Raw genomic sequence first — 21,593 nt, 5'->3', positions numbered from 1 at the left:
AAAAATTATATTATCTTTTTAAATGTATAGTCACAAATGTACGCAAAGGAAGGAGAAGATTATAAAAAAGTCATAATGTAGTCTACATGATTTGCAGAGGTGCCAAAATGTTTACGTTAAGGTGGAGCTACAATATTCATTATAATTTGGGGTTCTGGTATCATTTCCAATAAAGGATGCTGTTTTGTTATATTCTTGGTAGTGGGTGTTAATTACACAATATGAGTATTTTAGCTTTAGCAAACAGGGAGTTTGCAAAGCAAAAATTTGAGATTGGCTATTCACCAGATAATAAGTTGAACTGGTGTTGTTTATCGATCTCATTATACATGGGGTTAAATGGTTAAAAGAAGGCTCTATCTTTGATGGAGCCTTTATTTTTTTATAATTGTATCGTTATTGTGATTTATATAAATCCGTTTTGGATAATTAATCCTGAAGGTAGAGCCAATGAATATAAGATCTATTTATATCATTGTTTTTGATTTTAAATCATATATTTAACCATATAGATTTGTTTTTATTTTTTTGTTTCGTGTTATTTTTCTATAGATATTTAAGATAAAATATTGTACAAAAACACGTTTTGTATAAAATAAAACATGTTTTGGATAATTTATTGAGGAGATAAATCTATGAATGCAAAATATCCTGTTATTATATCTATTTTTTCTTTGGGTTTAATTACTGCGGCTCAGGGAGCTAACTTTGCAGTTATTAAAGAGCAAATGGATGTTGATATGACTATGGAAAATTATCGCTCTGATCATCAAAAAAGTAGCTCTTTAGATCGTGTTTTGGAGAGTGATGTCGATGCTGGTGATTATACTGGTGATTATAAATGGGCATCAACTGATGAACGAGTACAAAAGATAAGTTACAGTAAAGGAAAAAATAGGAATTTCTGGAGTGGTGGCCAGCGGAGAAGGAGTACATCTCGGATGTCTCCGCTTAGCTTTTAATTAGGATAGTGGGCGACTTTTGTCGTTAGGGGGTTGTTTTTCTCAAAGTGTGTCTATCTTTATGTTTGTGTAAATTCTAAAGGTGATGTTCGTTTAGTTGAAGGCGGGGGGTACACTGCTTTCGAGATTAGGCAAATGAAGCAAAAGGATCAGTTATTACGGTATGTGCAGGATAGTTAGCAAAGAGCGAGTTAGTTATTAAATAGCCAAAAAATTGGTGAATTTTTAAGGTGTAGCTCGTGAATTTATTGTTTTGTAATGAAGCTGCTGCGAGGTAGGTAGTGTCTAGAAAACTCCACCTACAATAGGGTTTTTATATACTAAAAGTAGTATTATTTTTATTTATTAACTTTTAGTTGCATTTTTGCTACAGACATCTGGAATGGATTTTTGTAAAGTCTATTGTGTAAGTGTTTACATAGAAAATGGAGATAGGAGCTATGAATAAAAAAAATGTTTTATTGTCGCTATGTGTAGTTGCTGTAAGTTCGCCTTCTTTGGTGCAGGCAGCTGACACTGTAGTTGTATCAAGAGCTGTATCAAAGACGCAAACAGCACAAAATGCAATGTCCGTTGTTGATCATTCTGATCTTTCTTGGGGAGGTTTGTATTTCGGTGTGCAAGTTGGGGGGATATCAGGTAATCTCTCATTAAATCGCAAAGCAGTGAGTGGAGAAGATAAAAGCAGTTCTGAAACATTGCCTAAACTTTCAGGTTTTATAGGAGGCTTTTATTTAGGTTCTAATGTTGAATTCGGTGGTGGTCTTGTAGTGGGTGTTGATACAGATGTGGTTTGGTCTAATCAAAAGTATAAACAACTTAGTGATCCAATACATGTTGATGAAGAAGTATTAAAATTGCATCAGGCGTTAATGAGCGACTATGGCCACAATTCTAATTCTCTTAAAATTGGTGATAAAATTGCTTATAATGTTACTCGTAAAACAAACTGGATTGGCGCTACGCGGATACGTTTTGGTTTGGCTGGTGAGCGTATGATGCCTTATGTTGCAGGGGGTATTGCTTATACACAGCTTCAAGTCACTCCTTGGTTTGAAGTGACTCCAACAAAAGGGGAAGTTTCTTCAATAGACTTTATGAATGATAAGAAGACAATGGTTGGTTACACTCTTGGTGCAGGGTTTGAATTTTTAATGACCGATGATGTTATTCTTCGCACGGAGTATCGTCATTCCGATTTTGGTAAAAAGAACTTTTTGAAAGACACATCAAAAGTTAGCTATAAAACTAATGATGTGCGTATTGGTGTAGCTTACAAATTTTAATCATTTTTTAAGGTTAAGTGAATGAAAGGCCTTACTTTTAGGTAAGGCCTTCGTTTTTTGTCTAGAATTGTGTCATTTTTACTACAGATATTTTGGGAAAGTTAGGTTACATTCTGCATTCTTAACTTACGGAGTATATTATGAATATAAAATGTTTAGTGACAGCGTCTGTTTGCGCTTTAATTTCAGCTTCTGCAGCGCAAGCAGCGGATGTTATGATTCCCCAGGAAATATCACCGATTATTTCTGCTCCTACTTTCTCGTGGACAGGTCTTTACCTTGGTGGTCAAATTGGTGGTCTTTCAGGTAAACATGACTTTAAAGCTATTGGTAAAGATTCAGAATGGCCTTTTGCAAATAAAGATCTGAAAGTTTCAGGTTTTGTAGGTGGTTTGTACGCAGGTTCTAATATTGATCTCGGCAGTGGCCTTGTCTTGGGTGTTGATACAGATATTGTTTGGGTTGATAAGGAAGGTAAATTATCTTCCAACCACAAGGCAGAGACTCAAGATGATGCAGATGCTTTCAAGCAGATTTTTGACGAGAATAAGATTGAGGTCGCTAAGGGCCAAATTAAGGAACTTACACAGAATTTTTCTCTTAAAGAAAAGTGGGCTGGTGCCACACGGGTACGCATCGGTTTTGGTGCTGACCGTATTATGCCTTATGTCTCAGGGGGTGTTGCTTACACGCAGGTACAAGCTATTGGTTCAGCTATCTTAAAAGGCACGAAAGATACTGGTACTGAAGGCGGTGGCGGTACTGAAGGCGGTGGCGGTACTGAAGGCGGTGGCGGTAGTGCTAGCAAAGCAGTACGTTCAGAAGCGCTTGATGTACTTGCTTCTGGCACTATAACCGATGAGAAAAAGACACTGCTTGGTTATACCCTTGGTGCTGGTGTTGATTTTGCAATGACCGACAATGTTATTCTGCGTACAGAGTATCGTTACTCTGATTTTGGCAAAAAGAAATTTGTAAAAGACGCGATCGAAACAAACTACAAAACCAATGATTTCCGCGTTGGTGTTGCTTACAAATTCTGATTTCTTTTACAATTAAATGATTGGAGGCCCTGTAAAAACAGGGCCTTTATTTTTTGTAACTGTATCATTTTTACTACAGATATTTTAAAAATTGTGTTTTATATGAACTCCATTTCGAATATTTGTTTATGGAGATAAATCTATGAAAATGAGATATCTGAGTGTCTTATTTGGTATCACTTTGGGTTCATCCTCTGTGGTAAATGCAGCTGATGTTGTTGTTATTAATAAAACGGAAGAAGAAGCACCAGCGTCGTCGTCTGTTTTTACTCCTGCGGATCTTTCTTGGACAGGTGTCTATCTTGGCGGTCAGATAAGCGGTTTCTCAAGTAAGGTTGATATAGACCGCTATAGTGACAACACATGGAGTTCAGTTGAAAAAAGTTTGTTACCTGAAATCTCAGGTTTCTCAGGTGGTCTTTATGTAGGTTCTAATATTGACCTTGGTGAAGGATTCATTTTGGGTGTTGAAACAGATGCATTGTGGTCTAATACAGGGGATAAAAAGACTTTACCAACTAAGAAAGTTGGAGCAGCACATCGTTTAGAAGCAGCAGAAAGAAATAGAGAGGATGAAGTCGTTCAGGAAAGAAGGGTTGCTGCGGCTAATAATTCTGCTAAAGCTCCTGAAGCTAATGTGCGGATGACAGGTGAATACGCTCTCAGACAGCAGTGGATTGGTGCTACACGTGCTCGCGTTGGTTTTGCTGTTGAACGCTTTATGCCTTATGTTACCGGCGGTCTTGCTTATGGGCAGCTCCGAGGCGTTAATCTGCTCGCTCTTGCCACAAATAATACAGAAAATAGTGAAAAAGAAGAAAAATTGATGGTTGGTTATGCTGTTGGTGCAGGTCTTGACTTTGCAGTTAGCAGCAACATTTTCTTGCGTACAGAATATCGTTTTTCGGATTTAGGTAAAAAGAAATTTGCAAACGAAAAAATTGAAGTAAACTACAAGATCAATGACTTCCGTGTTGGTGTTGCATATAAGTTCTAATTTGTTAAACAATTAAATGACTAAAAGGCCCTGTTTTTAACAGGGTCTTTTTTTTAGTTTTATTTTATGGTTTTCTTTCTGAATAGTTTCATGATAGAGCTGCTGAAGCAGAAGATGTATCTTCTTGATTAATGTTTGAGTGAATTGTTTGTTTAGTTTTTTCTATTATAAATAATTAGGGAGCAAGATTCAAAGAAGTTATACAAAAATAAAATCATAGAATTGGACAGGAAAATTTCACAATGGCTGTGAAAAATGAAACGATAGATTATTCAAAAACTCTTTATTTGCCACAAACCAATTTTCCTATGCGTGCTGGTTTGCCACAAAAAGAACTTGAATTGTTAGCGCGGTGGGAGGACATGGATCTTTATGTTCAACTGCGCCAGCAAGCAAAGGAACGTCCATGCTATATTTTACATGATGGGCCACCTTATGCAAATGGTAATATTCATATTGGGCATGCTCTGAATAAAGTTTTAAAGGATGTTATTATTCGTTCATTTCAAATGCGTGGTTTTAATGCGAATTACGTTCCTGGTTGGGACTGTCATGGGCTTCCGATTGAATGGAAAATTGAAGAAAAATATCGCTCCCAGGGAAAAAATAAAGATGATGTGCCCCTTAACGAATTTCGTCGAGAATGCCGAGAGTTTGCGCGATATTGGGTAACTGTTCAAAGTGAGGAATTTAAGCGTCTTGGTATTATCGGTGATTTTAAAAATCCTTATACTACGATGGCTTTTCACTCAGAGGCGCGCATTGCTAGTGAATTGATAAAATTTGCTATGTCAGATCAGCTGTATTGTGGTTCAAAACCTGTAATGTGGTCTGTCGTTGAGCGTACAGCTTTGGCTGAAGCAGAGGTTGAATATCACGATCATGAGTCGGAAGTTATTTGGGTTAAATTTCCAATTTTCGAAACCATTTCTGATGATTTACACGGTGCTTTTGTTGTTATTTGGACAACAACACCATGGACCATTCCTGGTAATCGTGCAGTTAGCTATTCTTCGCAGATTTCTTATAGTGTTTATGAAGTTGAAAGTGCAGAAAATGATTTTGGTCCTCAAGCAGGGGAAAAATTACTTTTTGCTGATGCTTTAGCTGATGCTTGTGCAGAAAAAGCAAAGCTTATTTTGAAACGTTTGCGTTCTGTTTCTGCGGAGGAATTGAAAACACTTGTTCTTTCTCATCCACTTAAAGGTTTTGCTGGAGGTTACAGCTATAAAATTGCGATGCTTGATGGTTCGCATGTGACGGATAGTGCTGGTACAGGTTTTGTCCATACAGCACCTAGCCATGGGCGTGAGGATTTTGAAATTTGGAATGCACATAAGTCTATTTTAGAACAGGCAGGTATTGATTCATCTATTCCTTTTCCTGTTGATGATGCTGGTTTTTATACAAAAGATGCTCCTGGTTTTGGACCAGATCGTCAAAAGGGAGCTGCTCGTGTTATCGATGAAAATGGAAAAATGGGTGATGCAAATAAAGCGGTTATTAATGCTTTGATTGAAGCACATCGATTATTTGCACGTGGTCGTTTGAAACATTCATATCCTCATAGTTGGCGTTCGAAAAAACCAATCATTTTTCGCAATACGCCGCAATGGTTTATTGCAATGGATAAAGATCTTGGTGATGGTTCAACATTACGAAGTCGAGCTTTAGAAGCTGTTTCAACAACACGTTTTGTTCCTTCTTCTGGCCAAAATCGTTTGGCTTCTATGATAGCAGATCGTCCTGATTGGGTGTTATCTCGTCAGCGTGCTTGGGGCGTTCCTATTTGTATTTTTGCAAATGAGGATGGTCTCATTTTGAAAGATCAAGAAGTGAATAAGCGTATTTTGCAAGCTTTTGAAGAAGAAGGAGCAGATGCATGGTTTGCAGAAGGTGCACGTGAACGTTTTTTAGGTTCTCGTTCACATGAATCTTGGTATCAGGTGCGTGATATTTTAGATGTTTGGTTTGATTCTGGGACAACACATAGTTTTGTGTTAGAGGATCGTCCTGATTTGCAATGGCCTGCTGACGTTTATTTTGAAGGATCTGATCAACATCGTGGTTGGTTTCAGTCTTCTCTCTTGGAAAGTTGTGGTACGCGCGCGCATTCACCTTACAAAGCAGTGGTTACACACGGTTTTACTTTAGATGAACATGGCAAGAAAATGTCTAAGTCTCTGGGGAACACAGTTGTTCCACAAGATCTCTTGAAGACATCTGGTGCTGATATTTTTCGTCTTTGGGTGATGATAACTGATTATTGGGAAGATCAGCGTTTGGGTAAAACGATTCTTCAGACGAGTGTGGATTCATATCGTAAATTGCGGAATGCCATTCGATGGATGCTTGGCACTTTAGCACATGATGAAGGTGAAAAAATTCCCTATTGCGCTATGCCAGATCTTGAAAAATTTATATTACATCAGCTTTATGAGCTCGATCAACTAATCCATCGCTCTTATGATGCATTTGATTTTAAGAAAATTATGCGTGCATTGTTAGATTTTGCAATCACTGACTTATCTGCGTTTTATTTTGATATTCGCAAGGATTCTCTCTATTGTGATGCACCTTCATCATTAAAACGTAAGGCTTCTTTGAACGTTGTTCGTGAGATTTTTAAGCGGATAGTAACATGGCTTGCGCCGATGTTGCCTTTTACAATGGAAGAGGCTTGGTTAGAGCGTTATCCAGAGAGTCGTTCAGTGCATTTGGAGCAGTTTCGTCCTGCTTTAGCAGAGTGGAAAAATGAACCTTTAGCTGAACGTTGGAAAAAAATTAAAAAAGTTCGCAAAGTTGTCACGGGTGCTTTAGAGATTGAACGAGCAGATAAGCGTATCGGATCATCTTTGGAAGCTGCACCTATTGTGTTTATTTCTAATTCAGTCTTATTGGAAGCATTAGAAAATATAGATATGGCGGAAATCTGTATCACTAGCGCTTTGACAGTTATTCAGGAAATGCCTCCATCAGATGCTTTTATTTTAAATGATGTTGAAGGTGTTGGTGTATTTCCAGGCAAAGCGGATGGTAAAAAATGTGCTCGATCATGGCGTTATACTCAGGATGTTGGAAGTGACCCAGAGTATCCTGATGTATCTTCTCGTGATGCAGCTGCTTTGCGTGAATTACGGGCTCTTGGTAAAGTTTAAAAGCTCTTAGATCAAGGATGATCTCAATGGGAGGAGTTAAAAGCTTTGTAGTCATTTAATTTCTGCTATTGATAAGAAGAGGCTGTTTAATAGTAGCGAAGGTTGTTTTTCCTATGAGTGGGTAGTAGATGTGTGCGTATATAGTTCCAGTAAGCTGTCATGATAGAGGTAAACCCTATGCTTAGCAAAGCGGATAGATAGACAGCGAAAACAAAACATTTAAAGCATTAGGAAATTTATATCAATAAGAGGCAAATCAAAGAGAGGTGGATCGTCGGTGTTTGAGTGATCTTCTTTTGATGGAGTGTTAATCAGTTAAGACTGATCCATTAATTAATAAAATAGGATAAAAAAGCAAAAAGAAACTTGTTTTGTAATTGGGTTTTAATAAAAGAATTAACCATTTTTCTTCAAAAGAGAGACTTTATTGTTCAAGGGGTAATTTTTTCAGGTGAAAGGAGAAATTTTTTATTTCCGCTTTTGTGCAAAAAAATCTTTAAGTAATTGAATGGCCTCCCTTTCCTTAAAACCAGAATATACATCAGGTCTGTGGTGACAGGTTGGTTGTTGGTAAAGGCGCGGACCATGTTCGATAGCTCCACCCTTTGAATCACTTGCTGCGTAATAGAGGTGCTGTATGCGTGTGAATGAAATGGCTGCAGCACACATCGCACAGGGTTCAAGTGTTACATAAAGATTGCAATCGGGCAGCCTTTCGCTTTTGAGTGTTTCACAAGCCATACGAATGACACGTATTTCTGCATGTCCTGTAGGATCATACGGTTTTTTTATAGAGTTGCCAGCGCGGGAAATGATTGTTTTTCCACGTGTAATGACAGCCCCTACAGGGACTTCACCTTTTTCTGCTGCTAATTGCGCTTCTAAAAGGGCTATTTCCATAGGAGTCAGTGTCATATTTTGCTTTCTATTTGAAGAGGAGGTCATCAAAAGTTATATAAAGGTTTGCTGTGAAGTAAGTGAGCTTTTTTATAATACAAGGATTTCATTACTTTTTAAAAGTGTCTAGAGCTGATTTGGAAGTAAACAGGTACATTATGGCTACCAAAGGATAGAAAATGATAAATGATCACGCTACCCCTACTTTTCAGAATAAACAACATAAGAAACGATATAGGACAGGTGATGTATTATCTGAACAGTTTAGAAAAAACCAAAATGAGGAGGACGTATATACCAACTGTGACAGTGAGCGGATTGCTAAAAGGTTAGCGCGTGCTGGTATAGCATCACGTCGTGATGCAGAAATGATGATTATCGCAGGCCGTATTGCTGTAAATGGTACAGTTGTGACAACTCCTGTTTTGAATGTTATTCCTTCTGATCACATTACAGTGGATGAGATACCTATTCCTCCTATAGAACGAACGCGGTTATGGCTTTATCATAAGCCTTCAGGATTAGTGACTACCAACCGTGACCCTGAAGGAAGGCCAACAGTATTTGATAACTTGCCGAAAGAAATGCCCCGTGTTGTTTCTGTAGGTAGGCTTGATATTAATACAGAAGGATTATTGTTGTTGACCAATGATGGTGGTTTAGCACGTGTATTGGAGCTTCCTTTAACAGGATGGGTACGTAAATATCGGGTTCGTGCTCACGGAAAGATTAAACAGAGTGAGCTTGATAAGCTTAAAAACGGTATTGCAATTGATGGTATTTTTTATGGTTCGATTGATGCATCAATTGATCGTGAGCAGGGATCCAATGTATGGCTATCTGTAGCTTTGCGTGAAGGAAAAAATCGTGAAATTAAGAATTTCTTGGGTGCTTTAGGGTTATCAGTTAATCGTTTGATACGTGTGTCCTATGGACCGTTTCAGTTGTCTGATCTGGAAGAAGGAGCCGTCCGTGAATTAAAAGGTCGGACATTGCGTGATCAATTGGGTGAGCGTTTGATTATGCAAGCCAATGCAAATTTTGATGCTCCTATTTTAAAGCCATTTTCAAATTCTGCGGTTGTTGTTAAACAACAAAGCAATAAAAAATTATCTCAAGCAAATGATGAATGGATTTCTTCTAGCGGTCATCACAAACAGCGTAACAAAAAAGATGGCTTTATTGAACATAATCGTGCTCAATTAAGTAAAAAGCCTAATGAGCAGCCTATAGAACAAAGGAAAACAGAGCGTTTTTCATCACGTTCACGTCGTTCTAATGTTTGGATGGCTTCTGGTGCACGCCCGCAGATTACACGCAAAAGACCTTATTATGGTGAAGAGGATAATCAAGATCGTTCGAGAGTTTTTGCTGGTGAAAAATTCTTATATAAAAACAAGGAAAAGCAACCAGAAGGTCGTTCTCAGAAAGAAAAGTCTACTAGTTTAAATAAAAAACACAGCAAAATATCGCATTCTGAAGCACGTGTTTCTAATCATAATCCTCGGTTTTCTAAGAAAGAAGGAAAAATTGTTAAGGGAGATAGTGATAAGAATTTTTCAAATAGCAAACGAAAACCTAAAGTATCTTATGATAGCACGAGGAAATCTAAGTTGCATCGCACTGATGTAAAAATGTCTAAGCCATTTGGAGGGGAGCGTGCGAGTCGTAAGTGGTAAATTTGCGGGGCGTGTTTTATTTTCGCCTAGAGGTCAGTCTATTCGCCCGACAAGTGATCGTACACGTGAAAGTCTTTTTAATATTTTTTCCAGTCGAGAAGGACAATTTTGGACAGGTAAGCGTATTCTTGATCTTTTTTCTGGCACGGGTGCTTTAGGGATTGAAGCACTTTCGCGTGGTGCAAAAGCTGCTGTTTTTGTTGAAAATTCAATTGAAGGGCGCAGCTTAATTCAAAAAAATATTGAATCTTTTGGGTTGCAAGGCATTGGACGGATTTTGCGCCGTGATGCAACCAAACTGGGTAATATTGGGACAATGCTGCCCTTTGATGTCATCTTTGCAGATCCTCCTTATGGGTATCGCTTAGGTGAATTGGCTTTTGTAGAAGTCTTAAAAGGGGGATGGGCAAAAGCTGACGCACTCTTCGTTCTTGAAGAAGCAAAAGAAGCGGTAGTTAATTTACCTGATATATTTTGTTTGGATGATGAGCGTTTTTATGGTGATACAGCAATACGTATCTATAAGCTGCAGCCATAATTTGCAAATTGTGAGGAAAGTTTTATTCTAATCCGAATTTAATATTCTTGCTTATTAATTAACGGGAGAGCACAATACATGTGCAAAGTAATTGCTGTGGAGAGAGGGAATTTCCTTATATTTTCTCAAGAATGATAAAGGGAAAATAAGATAAAATTGATTGAGCACTTGATAGCAGAAAAGCAAGCAGTGTAAACTTAGAAAAATCTGCTTTTTGTTGGAGTGCTTGGGGATTTTGGTTGAAAGCTCAAGCGTTATTTTTGAGATCTCTTATTGATTCGATTGTCGATGCAGATTTGTAAAAAAGCTAGAGGAAACAATTATTCGATTTATTATAAAGAAAAAGAGTGCATTCACGGTGTATAATTTAAAAGCTATCAGTATACAGGAATTATATTTTATAAGTTTTCCAGATTTCTTGCCAAATTGAATGATAGATATTTATAGGAGTCTATGATGCTTATTGAAGACCAGATTGATAAAACTGTTTCTTTGGTTAAAGCAGCCAAGCATTTTGGAGCTGATGCTGCTGATGCTGTTGTTATCCGTTCACGCTCTATTTCTGTATCAGTTCGCCTTGGTAAAGTTGAGTCGACAGAGGCTTCAGAGAGTGATGATTTTACATTGAGGGTTTTTGTTGGAAAGAAAGTAGCAAGTGTTTCTGCTAATTTAGCAACTCATTCGCAAGAACTAGCAGAACGTGCTGTTGCCATGGCTAAAGCTTCACCTGACAGTATTTTTGAAGGTTTGGTTGATAAGAAATACCTAGTTACACATCCTCAGGATCTTGATCTTTTTGATAATTTTGTTCCACAAAGTGATTTTTTGGCAGAGGATGCGTTGAAAGTGGAAGCTGCAGCTCTTGATGTTAAAGGAGTTAGCAATTCTGGTGGTGCTGCAACAGCCTATGGCAATAACAAAGTTATTCTTGTTACGAGCAATGGTTTTTGTGGTTCTTATCGTTCTAGTAGTTTTTCACGTTCTTGTAGTGCACTTGCTGGTGAAGGCACGATGATGGAACGGGATTATGATTATACAATGGCTTTGCATTTTTCTGATTTGAAAGAAGCAGAAATTGTAGGTAGAAATGCAGGAATAGGTGCAGTTAGACGTTTAGGAGCAGTTCGTGCGGCTACGGGGGATATTGATGTTATTTTTGATCCGCGTACAGCTCGTAGCATTGCTGGGCATATTGCATCTATGGTTAATGGAGCATCAGTTGCGCGCAAAACCAGCCTCTTACAAAATTTAAAGGGGCAAAGAGTGATGAAGTCTAATATCAATGTGACAGACCAACCTTTAAGATTGCGTGGAAATGCTTCTCGCCCTTTTGATGGTGAAGGAGTAGAAGGACAAGCACTGAATATCATTGAAAATGGTGTTTTAAAAAATTGGCTTCTTGCATCATCTTCAGCGCGTGAACTGGGGCTTGAAACGAATGGGCGTGGTGTACGTTCTGGGTCGTTTGTTCAACCAGCAAGTACCAATTTTTCTATCGAGCCAGGTTCAGTATCGTCTCATGATATGATAAAAGCTTTGCGAAAGGGTTTTTATGTTACAGAATTATTTGGGCATGGTGTTGATTTTGTAACAGGTCAATATAGTCGTGGCGCTTCTGGTTTTTGGATTGAGAATGGTGAGATTGCTTATCCCGTAAATGAAGTAACGTTAGGTTCTAATCTACTTCATATGTTAGCACATTTAACACCTGCAAACGATATTGATTGGTGTTATAGTACAGCTGCTCCAACATTGTTAATTGAAGGGATGGTACTTGCAGGAAAATAACGCGCACTATTCCTCTGATCTCAATCTTTTGCTTAATGTTTGTCAGGAAGCAGGAGATTTAGCGATGAAATATTTTGGATGTGAGCTGAAAGTGTGGATGAAAGATGGCAATTCACCGGTTAGTGAAGCGGATTCTGTAATTAATCACTTTTTGAGGGAAAGACTTATTGGAGCACGGCCTGATTATGGTTGGATTTCAGAAGAAATGGAAGATGAGCGAAAATTACAGACTCATGGGCGCTGTTTTATAGTTGATCCCATTGATGGGACTCGCGGTTTTCTTGCTGGAAGTATTTATTGGTGTATTTCAGTTGCTATTATTGAAAATGGGCGTCCTGTTGTAGGTATTTTGCAGTGTCCTGCTAAGGGTGATGTTTATGCAGCTGTTATTGGTGAAGGGGCAACACTAAATGGCGTAAGATTGCCTCTTATTAAATCGCAGATCAATCAGAAATACAGGGTTTTTCTCGATAAATCGATTGCTCAAAAATTACCACATGATTTTTGCAATCAAGCTAGTTTTTTTCTGATATTCCCTCTCTTGCTTACCGTATAGTTCTCGTTGCTCGAGGTGAAATTGATATTGTGTTGGTTCGACCAAATTGCCATGATTGGGATATTGCTGCTGCTGATCTTATTCTTCAAGAATGTGGGGGGCATTTTATGTCGCTTGATGCGCCATTTATTCCTTATGGGGGTGAAGTTTATCAGTATGGATTTTTAATTGCTGGTGAAAAAAAATGCTGTCAAAATATGATAGATGTTGTTCGTCGAGCAAAGTTAGTTTAATCAAGTAACAACATACTGAAATTTTTTCATGATACGCAGGTGAATATGACTGAAGATAACAAAAAACAGTTACTGTATTTTGTATTTGGTGGGAAATTAAAAAATCTTAATAGTAACGAATTCACAAATCCAGATGATTTGGATATTGTTGGTATTTTCATGGACTATCAATCAGCGCAAGATGCATGGCGAGCGAAAGCGCAAAGTACTGTAGACAACGCATTACAACGTTATTATATTGTTGACTTGCATCAGTCTCTTCACTCTGAAATTAAGTGATGCGTAATAAAGTTTAAGCATTTAATCACTTTTTTAAACTTAAGCTGGACAGCGATATTCAATGAGCTGGATTTAATATTAAATGAGTAAAATAATTCAAAAAGAAAAGGAGGGAATTTTAAGGCGATTTTGGAGAAAAAATCGTAATTTATTGTTAAAAAATTGGTTTGTACAGGTTTTTTTTGTTTGGGTATTGGCCAGCTATCTGCGTTTTGTTTATTGGACAAATCCGCGATTGAAAAGTTCAGATGATGCGCGACAAGCGCATAATACCTATAACCCATTTATTATTACTTTTTGGCATGGACGCCACATTATGGGGCCTTTTCTTCGTCCTTCGGATGAGGTAATTATGGGGATGTTTTCTCGTTCTGCAGACGCAGAGATCAACGCACAATTAGCAAAAAAATTAGGGCTTGAGATTGTACGTGGTTCGGGGGGGCGCGGTAAAACACATTATGTTAATAAAGGAGGGGCAAAAGCGTTGTTGACGCTTAAAAATTCCCTCAAATCCGGCAAGACAGTGGCTATGATTGCAGATATTGCAAATGGAAAAGCACGGGAAGCTGGGAAAGGAATTATTTTATTAGCTAAAATATCTGGTCGTCCTATTATTCCTTACATATACGCATTTTCAAGAGAGAAAATTCTTGAAAACACATGGGATCGAGCTGCAATTCCGCTTCCTTTTGGTCGTTCAATCTTTCTTATGGGGGAAGCGCTTTTCGTTCCCGATGATGCAGATGACATTCTGTTGGAGGAGAAACGTATAGAATTAACAGATATGATGAATCGCTTAACAGATGAAGCTTATAGCCGTCTCAGAAATGGTCAATGAGGTTTAATAAAAAATGATGGAATTAAAGGCACGTACAGTTCTTTTTCTCTATCGGATAATTGGCTTTTGTCTGTATCCTCTGATGTTCTTTTATTTATTTTTTCTTTCTGTACGTGATCAAGAAGAACTAAGGCGCCAAAAAGAACGTTTAGGTAAAAGTTGTAAAGTGCGTCCCTCTGGTCCGTTAATTTGGTTTCATGCGGTTAGTGTTGGAGAAACACAGGCTCTTGTACGACTCATTAATTATATTTTATCTCTGAAAATCAATGTATTATTAACAACAGGTACGGTAACATCTTCTATCTTTGCGCAGAAATATTTTGGTAATCGGTTAATTCATCAATATGCTCCATTGGATTTAGGGTTGGTCGTGCGCCGTTTTATTGGCCATTGGAAGCCTGATTTGGTATTGACGTGTGAATCAGAAATTTGGCCTTTACGTATTATAGAGCTTTCTAAAATGCGTATTCCGCAGATTTGGGTGAATGCTCATATATCTGAACATTCTTTTCAAGCTTGGGAAAGACGGCCAGCTCTTGCTCAATATGTTTTTAGGCATATTGATGTGGCTATTGGCCAGAATGAAAGAGATATAGCTTGTTATCAAACGCTTGGAGTGAAATCTGTTGTGCTTTCTGGAAATCTCAAGGCTGATATTATTCCAGTTGAAGATCAGGAATTACTCATGCGTTATCGCCATGCTGTTGGAAACCGTCCAGTTTGGGCGGCTGTTTCCACTCATGAAGGAGAAGAACAAATTGCTCTTGAGGTTCATAAGACTCTTAAGAAACATTGGCCAAATTTATTAACTATTATTGTTCCACGTCATCCTGAACGTGCAGGTGATATTATTAAGATGTGTAGTGATAGAAGCATGCATTTTGTTTGTAGAAGCAATAATGCTGTTCCAGATGTCGAGACGGATATTTTATTGGGAGATACGATTGGGGAGATGGGGCTTTTCCTACGTTTATCACAAGTTGCTTTTATTGGTAAGTCTTTATGTAGTCGTGGTGGCCATAATCCATTAGAGTCTGCTTTTCTTGGTGCAGCTATTGTCACAGGGCCGCATGTCTCAAATTTCCAGGATATATTTGAGAAATTTTTATCTCATTATGCAGCTTATATGGTTGAAGATACGATACAACTTACCTTTCAAGTGAATGAGCTTTTAAAAAATGAAGCATTACGACAGAAAATGGTCGATAAAGCTTATGAGGTGGCAACAAATATGGCAGGCGCTTTTGAATGTACGTTAAAGGTTTTATATCCGTTTTTACAGCCACTTATTATTCAAAAAACTCTAAGCCAGTGTTCAGAGTAGGTAATGTATATTAGCGCTCCCCATTTTTGGTGGAAAAATAAAAGTTTTCTAAGTTTTTTACTGACGCCGTTTTCTAAAGTTTATGGCTATTGTGCACGTCGTGGTATGGAAAGGAAGCCTCCCGTTATTGACTTACCAGTTTTATGTGTTGGTAATTTCACACTAGGAGGGGCAGGTAAAACGCCTGTTGTTATTGTTTTGTCTCAAGCCGCTAAGAAGCTTGGTTTAAAGCCTGGAGTGGTATCACGTGGTTATGGCAGAACAGTTAAAGGGGTACATCTTGTCGATGTGGAATGTGATGATGCGTATCATGTGGGGGATGAGCCGCTTTTACTAGCACGCCATGCTTTGGTTGCAATATCACCTGATCGTTATGCAGCAGCGAAACGGCTTAAAGAAGAGGGCTGTGATCTTATTTTGATGGATGACGGGTTTCAAAGTCGTCGCCTTTATATGGATTATGCACTGCTCGTTGTAGATGCTATGCGCGGTTTAGGGAATGGAGCTGTTTTTCCGGCAGGGCCTCTGCGTGCACCTTTAGAAACGCAGCTTTCTTTGATGGATAGTGTTTTATGCATTGGCCATTTGAAGGCTTGTAATCATGTAGATGCTTTTATAACGGGTACTGGCAAGTCTTTGCATTATGCTCATCTTAAACCTTTGGCTTCTGATGAGGTTTCTGGAAAATCTTTTTTAGCATTTGCCGGTATTGGCAATCCAGATAAATTTTTTGAATCCATTGAAGAAATATCTGGTCATGTCATAGAAACTTGCTCTTATCCTGACCATTATTTTTTTACTGATGCGGATCTAAAAAATCTTAAACAAAAGGCTAAGATTCAAAATCTGTGGTTAGCTACAACTGCTAAGGATTACACACGTATACAAGCAAAAGCTTTGCAAAAAGATATAGAAAATTTGATCGTATTTGATGTCACACTTGATTTTGCTCAAGCAGATTTTTGTTATAGGTTGCTTGAAGAAGTTATTGCTCGTTTTAAGAAAAGAAAACATTCTCTTTAATCTGTTGATTGTAAAAAAATTCTTCTTAGTGTTGTAGAGGATCAATGGGTTATTTTTGCGTGTTTAACAATTGGCGAAGATATGAATTGCATTCCAATTCACGCTGATAAGAAAATTCACAACAGGCATATGCTTCCTGACGCTTATGGTTCCAGTATTTTAGATCATCTATAGGGATTTTTTGTCCACTGACAGCACAAAGAGTATACGTTCCATATTTTACAATTTTGTATCCACCACTCGAATAATGAATTATTGCTTCACGTTCATCACTAGAAAACATCTTTTATATGTCCTTTCTATTTTTTATAAAGAGATCATGTTAAGAGGTACCGTAAGGCGCTTTATATAATTGAGAGTGAATTTAAAAATATTTTTTCCCAGTTACAATAGTTAATCAAGTTTTATTTTCTACCAAAAAGGCGCTCTATATCAGCGAGTTTAAGTTCAATATAAGTAGGGCGGCCATGATTGCATGTACTTGAATGGGGTGTTTCTTCTATTTGTCGTAAAAGTGCATTCATCTCTTCAGGGCGCAGGAGGCGTCCTGAACGTACTGAGCTATGGCAAGCCATAGTTGCTGCAACATAATCAAGCATTGCCTTTAAATTATTCGTTGTATCATATTCAGCTGCTTCGTCAGCAAGGTCTTTAATAAGAGCTTGTGCGTTGATTTCTCCTAACATGGCAGGTGTTTCGCGCACAAGGATTGCACCAGGCCCAAATGGTTCAATTCCTAGACCAAATTTTTGCAAAGAATCTTTGTGCGTTAAGAGACATGCTGCATCTTCTTCAGAAAGTTCTACAATTTCAGGAATAAGCAATAACTGTGAAGAGAGTGGTTTGGAATAAAGCGCGTTTTTAAGTGCTTCATAGACTAATCTTTCATGCGCTGCATGCTGATCAACAATGATTAAGCTATCTTGGGTTTGAGAAATAATGTAATTTTTATGGATTTGTGCTTTTGCAGCACCTAGTGGATAGTGTAATTCTTCTGTTGGAGAAGTTTGGATTGTTGCCCGTGTATCACTACTTGGCGCGCTTAAGCATTCCATCATAGGAACAATACCTTCTCTTAAATCAATAGAGTCATCTAAGGGTTTTTGAAGCATTGATGTGGTTGTTGATACCCTATGATATGGTTGTGAGGTATAAGAAAAAGGCCGTTGAGCACTTTTCAAATTTTCCAATGGATGTATTTGAAATGCTGTCAGCACTGATTCAGAGTGTGTTGAGGTATGACGAACGCCAGCTTGATGCAAAGCCTCATGGATTGCTCCAATAATTAAGCCGCGAATTAGACCTGGATCACGAAATCGCACATCAGCTTTCGTTGGGTGCACATTGACATCTACATCAGCAGGCGGCAGATCAATAAAAATAATAGAGACAGCATGACGATCCCGGGCGATAGCATCAGCATAGGCTCCTCGAATTGCTCCCCATAGCAATTTATCACGTACTGGGCGCCCGTTAACATAAGCAAATTGATGCAGACTATTGCTGCGATTGAAAGATGGTAAGCAGGTAAAACCAGTTAAACGAACGGATTCGCGTTCGGCATTAAGCGCTATACTATTGGGTGCGAATTCTTTTCCCATGATCTGTGTAATACGTTGCAATTGCCCTTGAGTGTTGTTTTCTGTGGCAGGAAATTCCATGAGCATTCGATCTGTGCTAGAAAGAGAAAAGCGAATATGTGGAAATGCGATAGCAATTCGTTTAATCATATCCGTGATCGCACTTGTTTCAGCACGATCTGTTTTCATAAACTTTAATCGTGCTGGTGTAACAAAAAAGAGATCACGAACTTCAACAATAGTTCCAGGATTAGCAGCAGCGGGTTTTGGTCCTTCAATCTTTCCTGCTATGACGCTAATTTCATTAGCATTATCAGCATCTTGCGTTCGTGAGGTCAGCTTAAGTTTGGCAACAGAACCAATAGAGGGGAGAGCTTCTCCTCGAAAGCCAAGAAAGCAGATATTACTTACGTCATCGACAATTTTAGATGTACAATGGCGAGAGACAGCTAAAGTCAATTGATCTGCTGGAATGCCGCAACCATTATCACTGACTCTTATAAAATTTTTTCCACCGTTTACTATGGAAATTTCGATTCGGGTCGCTTGTGCATCAATAGCATTTTCAACAAGTTCTTTGATAACATTAGCTGGCCGCTCAATCACTTCCCCAGCGGCAATTTGATTAATAATGTTCTCGCTAAGATGACGTATAATCATAAACAAATTTTAACAGATTTTACTTTTTCTGTATAGAAACTTTAGAAAAAGACAACACTATTCGCTGAATACACAAAAATAGCTGGAAACAGTATGTTTAGAATAAGTCAATCTATTTCCAATAGAAAAAGTTGCTCACAATTAGTCCTTCTCTTATCATGTCGTTCTTTACTGAGTAGCTTTCTATCGTTTACAATTTTAAATCATTAATTATGGTTGCAAACCAGTTAGTTAAATTGGAAAAAGATAAATTATTTATTGTCTTTAAAACAATTTAGGCCAATTATGATTTAGGTCAAAAAGCAGTCAAGAGAAATGGAAAGCAAATATATGATGCGTACAAATGGCATTCTTGCAGATAGTGATATAAAAGCCTTAATTGATAATGGCGTTCTTCAATCTATAAGCACGTTTGATACGGATCAAATACAACCCGCAAGTCTTGATTTACGTTTAGGAAATAAAGCCTATCGTGTACGTGCTTCCTTTATGCCAGGACCTGATACACAAGTTTTTGATAAGCTTGAACGATTAAAGTTGCATGAGTTTGATTTGCGAGACGGAGCAGTTTTAGAAACGGGTTGTGTTTATATCGTTCCTCTTTTGGAAAGTTTAGCTTTACCACAAATGTTGGCTGCGGTGGCGAACCCTAAAAGCTCGACAGGACGGCTAGATATTTTTACACGTGTAATCACTGATAATGCTCAGGAATTTGATAAAATTGGTGCAGGTTATCATGGTCAACTTTATCTTGAAATTAGTCCACGGACATTTCCGATTTTGGTACGTACAGGTTCGCGTTTATCACAACTTCGATTTCGGAAGGGGAAAAGTTGTTTAAATGAAGTTGAATTGTACACTTTGCACAAAAATGAAACACTTATATCGGATGATGTTCCCAACATTAGTGATGGAGGTGTTGCACTCTCCATTAATTTGAAGGGAGATAAAAATGGGTTTGTGGGGTATCGTGGTAAACGTCATACGAGTGTCATTGATGTTGATAAACGCGCTGTTGCTAATGTTTTAGATTTTTGGGAACCTCTTTATGATCATGGTCAAAAAGAACTTGTTCTTGATCCTGACGAGTTTTATATTTTAGCATCACGAGAAGCTATCCATATTCCTCCACTTTATGCAGCTGAAATGACACCATTCGATCCTTTAGTTGGTGAATTCAGAGTGCATTATGCCGGTTTTTTTGATCCAGGATTTGGGCATATGGAAGCGGGTGGAAAAGGGGCAAGGGTAGTTTTGGAAGTGCGTAATCATGAAGTTCCATTTATTTTAGAACATGGTCAAATTATTGGGCGTTTGGTGTATGAGCATATGCTAAATAGACCATCAGCACTTTATGGTCATGATATTGGTTCACATTATCAAGCACAGGGATTAAAACTGTCCAAGCATTTTAAATGAATATAAGGCGTACGTAAAATTCTACTCTGAAAAAGAAAAATTGAGCTTTATCATCGATAAGGCTAGTATCGTGGTGATTATTTCTTCAACATTTGATTATCGCAAAGTAGCAGAACGTCAGTTACCTCCTTTCTTATTTCATTATATTGATAGGGGTGCTTATGCCGAAGAGACAATGCGGCGTAATTATACAGATCTTTGTAAACTGACATTACGTCAGCGAATTTTGCGTCAGATTGGTGAGGTTGATCTTTCAACAAAGATTTTTGGTCAAACCCTTGATATGCCGGTGGTGCTTGCTCCTGTTGGGTTAACGGGTATATAGTGCGTCGTGGTGAAGTACAAGAAGCGCATGCAGCCGTTGCGAAAGGCATTCCGTTCACTCTCTCCTCAGTTTAAGTTTGCTCTATTGTAGAGGTGCAAGCAGCCGTTGGAAATGCATTTTGGTTTCAACTTTACGTTCTCAAGGATCGTGGTTATGCGTGATGTTTTGGAGCGTTTTCGGGAAGTTGGCGTGCGTACATTTGGTTTTTACAGTTGATATGCCGGTTCCTGGTGCGCGTTATCGTTATGCTCGCTCAGGGATGGCTGGTCCTTATGCTAGAGTACGTCGTTTACAGGCTATGATTCACCCGCATTGGGCTTGGAACGTTGGTATTATGGGGCGTCCGCATGATCTTGGAAATGTTTCTACTATTTCCAGAGGAAAGTCGAATTAGAAGATTATATTGGTTGGCTTAATGCAAATTTTATCCATTAATTGGTTGGCCTGATTTACAATGGATACGCGACTTTTGGAAAAGAAAAATGATTTTGAAAGGTATTCTTGATCTACAAGATGTGCATGAGTCAGTAAAATTTGGTGCAGATGGGATTGTTGTGTCTAATCATGGATCATGGTGACGCCAGCTTGATGGAGTGTTGTCAACTGCACAAGCCTTGCCTATGATTGCTGAAGCTGTAAAAGGTGATATCGCTATTTTAGCTGATTCTGGTGTTCGTTCTGGTCTTGATATTGTGCGCATGTTAGTAGCACAAGGGGCGAATGCCGTTATGATTGGCCGCGCTTTTGTTTATGCGCTTGCCGCTGCAGGTGAGAAAGGCGTTACTCATTTGCTTGATCTTTTTGCTAAAGAAATGCGGGTGGCTATGACATTGATTGGTGTATGCGCAATTAGAGAGATTGCACATGAGACTCTCGTTCATGATTGATATTTAAAAGATTGATCAGAGACAGAAGGATATGAGGTAATCTTTTTGGCAAAAAAGTACCGATTATTGAGTGCGAGAAAGATGTAACTTAATGTGTCGTTTTTGATATGTTTCCAATAAT

At 38.3% G+C, this 21,593-nt stretch carries 16 protein-coding genes and 2 pseudogenes; 15 read left to right on the top strand and 3 right to left on the bottom strand.

From position 1 onward, the window contains the following. Positions 1 to 635 precede the first annotated feature (635 nt). The 5 genes from BARBAKC583_RS05930 to ileS all read left to right on the top strand — a co-directional run bounded on the left by BARBAKC583_RS05930 (position 636) and on the right by ileS (position 7,446). The gene (locus tag BARBAKC583_RS05930) at positions 636 to 962 is read left to right on the top strand and encodes a hypothetical protein (protein ID WP_005767905.1); all 327 of its coding nucleotides are present in this window, start codon (positions 636 to 638) and stop codon (positions 960 to 962) included. Positions 963 to 1,402: 440 nt separating this feature from the next. Further along, the gene (locus BARBAKC583_RS05925; protein ID WP_005767902.1) at positions 1,403 to 2,248 is read left to right on the top strand and encodes an outer membrane protein; all 846 of its coding nucleotides are present in this window, start codon (positions 1,403 to 1,405) and stop codon (positions 2,246 to 2,248) included. A gap of 140 nt (positions 2,249 to 2,388) precedes the next feature. Beyond that, a complete protein-coding gene (locus tag BARBAKC583_RS05920; protein WP_005767899.1) occupies positions 2,389 to 3,291 on the top strand; it encodes an outer membrane protein in 903 nt (300 codons plus the stop codon). A gap of 142 nt (positions 3,292 to 3,433) precedes the next feature. After that, positions 3,434 to 4,288 carry an outer membrane protein gene (locus BARBAKC583_RS05915; protein ID WP_005767896.1) on the top strand — a complete coding sequence of 285 codons (855 nt, stop codon included), beginning with the start codon at positions 3,434 to 3,436 and terminating at the stop codon, positions 4,286 to 4,288. A gap of 242 nt (positions 4,289 to 4,530) precedes the next feature. After that, positions 4,531 to 7,446 (top strand): isoleucine--tRNA ligase, encoded by a 2,916-nt coding sequence (ileS, locus tag BARBAKC583_RS05910; protein ID WP_005767894.1) that lies wholly within the window; start codon positions 4,531 to 4,533, stop codon positions 7,444 to 7,446. 468 nt (positions 7,447 to 7,914) lie between these two features. On the opposite strand, the gene BARBAKC583_RS05905 is transcribed toward ileS, so the two are convergent. Then, positions 7,915 to 8,361, bottom strand: coding sequence for a nucleoside deaminase (locus tag BARBAKC583_RS05905; protein WP_005767892.1), 447 nt, complete (start codon positions 8,359 to 8,361; stop codon positions 7,915 to 7,917). Between the two features lie 161 nt (positions 8,362 to 8,522). Between BARBAKC583_RS05905 and BARBAKC583_RS05900 the strand changes: the two genes are divergently transcribed. The 8 genes and pseudogenes from BARBAKC583_RS05900 to lpxK all read left to right on the top strand — a co-directional run bounded on the left by BARBAKC583_RS05900 (position 8,523) and on the right by lpxK (position 16,601). Beyond that, entirely contained in the window at positions 8,523 to 10,022 is a 1,500-nt protein-coding gene (locus BARBAKC583_RS05900) for a pseudouridine synthase (RefSeq protein WP_005767890.1), read from the top strand. After that, complete coding sequence (gene rsmD, locus BARBAKC583_RS05895; RefSeq protein WP_005767888.1) at positions 10,003 to 10,560, top strand: 16S rRNA (guanine(966)-N(2))-methyltransferase RsmD; 558 nt, start codon at positions 10,003 to 10,005, stop codon at positions 10,558 to 10,560. Before BARBAKC583_RS05900 ends, rsmD begins: the two co-directional genes overlap by 20 nt. 456 nt (positions 10,561 to 11,016) lie before the next feature. Beyond that, a complete protein-coding gene (locus BARBAKC583_RS05890; RefSeq protein ID WP_005767886.1) occupies positions 11,017 to 12,348 on the top strand; it encodes a TldD/PmbA family protein in 1,332 nt (443 codons plus the stop codon). Then, positions 12,335 to 13,137 (top strand): annotated as a pseudogene (locus BARBAKC583_RS05885) (3'(2'),5'-bisphosphate nucleotidase CysQ). Before BARBAKC583_RS05890 ends, BARBAKC583_RS05885 begins: the two are co-directional and overlap by 14 nt. A gap of 45 nt (positions 13,138 to 13,182) precedes the next feature. Beyond that, the gene (locus BARBAKC583_RS05880) at positions 13,183 to 13,416 is read left to right on the top strand and encodes a DUF4170 domain-containing protein (RefSeq protein WP_005767885.1); all 234 of its coding nucleotides are present in this window, start codon (positions 13,183 to 13,185) and stop codon (positions 13,414 to 13,416) included. An 82-nt stretch (positions 13,417 to 13,498) separates the two neighbouring features. After that, on the top strand, positions 13,499 to 14,254 hold the full coding sequence (locus tag BARBAKC583_RS05875; protein ID WP_005767883.1) for a lysophospholipid acyltransferase family protein: 756 nt from the start codon (positions 13,499 to 13,501) through the stop codon (positions 14,252 to 14,254). A gap of 13 nt (positions 14,255 to 14,267) precedes the next feature. Then, a complete protein-coding gene (waaA, locus tag BARBAKC583_RS05870) occupies positions 14,268 to 15,578 on the top strand; it encodes a lipid IV(A) 3-deoxy-D-manno-octulosonic acid transferase (RefSeq protein ID WP_005767881.1) in 1,311 nt (436 codons plus the stop codon). A 3-nt stretch (positions 15,579 to 15,581) separates the two neighbouring features. Next, positions 15,582 to 16,601: a tetraacyldisaccharide 4'-kinase gene (lpxK, locus tag BARBAKC583_RS05865; protein WP_005767879.1), complete on the top strand. Its 1,020-nt coding sequence runs from the start codon at positions 15,582 to 15,584 to the stop codon at positions 16,599 to 16,601. A 49-nt stretch (positions 16,602 to 16,650) separates the two neighbouring features. Here the strand turns inward: lpxK and BARBAKC583_RS05860 are convergent, their stop codons facing one another. Together BARBAKC583_RS05860 and mutL are read right to left on the bottom strand one after the other, a co-directional pair. Beyond that, on the bottom strand, positions 16,651 to 16,884 hold the full coding sequence (locus BARBAKC583_RS05860) for a DUF2093 domain-containing protein (protein ID WP_005767877.1): 234 nt from the start codon (positions 16,882 to 16,884) through the stop codon (positions 16,651 to 16,653). Positions 16,885 to 17,005: 121 nt separating this feature from the next. Continuing rightward, positions 17,006 to 18,841: a DNA mismatch repair endonuclease MutL gene (gene mutL / locus BARBAKC583_RS05855; RefSeq protein ID WP_005767876.1), complete on the bottom strand. Its 1,836-nt coding sequence runs from the start codon at positions 18,839 to 18,841 to the stop codon at positions 17,006 to 17,008. Positions 18,842 to 19,171: 330 nt separating this feature from the next. On the opposite strand from mutL, the gene BARBAKC583_RS05850 reads away from it, so the two are divergent. Next, on the top strand, positions 19,172 to 20,260 hold the full coding sequence (locus BARBAKC583_RS05850) for a 2'-deoxycytidine 5'-triphosphate deaminase (protein ID WP_005767874.1): 1,089 nt from the start codon (positions 19,172 to 19,174) through the stop codon (positions 20,258 to 20,260). 73 nt (positions 20,261 to 20,333) lie between these two features. Beyond that, a pseudogene (lldD, locus tag BARBAKC583_RS05845) lies at positions 20,334 to 21,472 on the top strand (FMN-dependent L-lactate dehydrogenase LldD). Positions 21,473 to 21,593: the final 121 nt, after the last annotated feature.

The organism is Bartonella bacilliformis KC583 (assembly GCF_000015445.1).
GTDB lineage: Bacteria > Pseudomonadota > Alphaproteobacteria > Rhizobiales > Rhizobiaceae > Bartonella > Bartonella bacilliformis.
The sequence above is the reverse complement of the archived record's forward strand: the minus strand, read 5'-3'. Positions and strand labels throughout refer to the sequence as shown.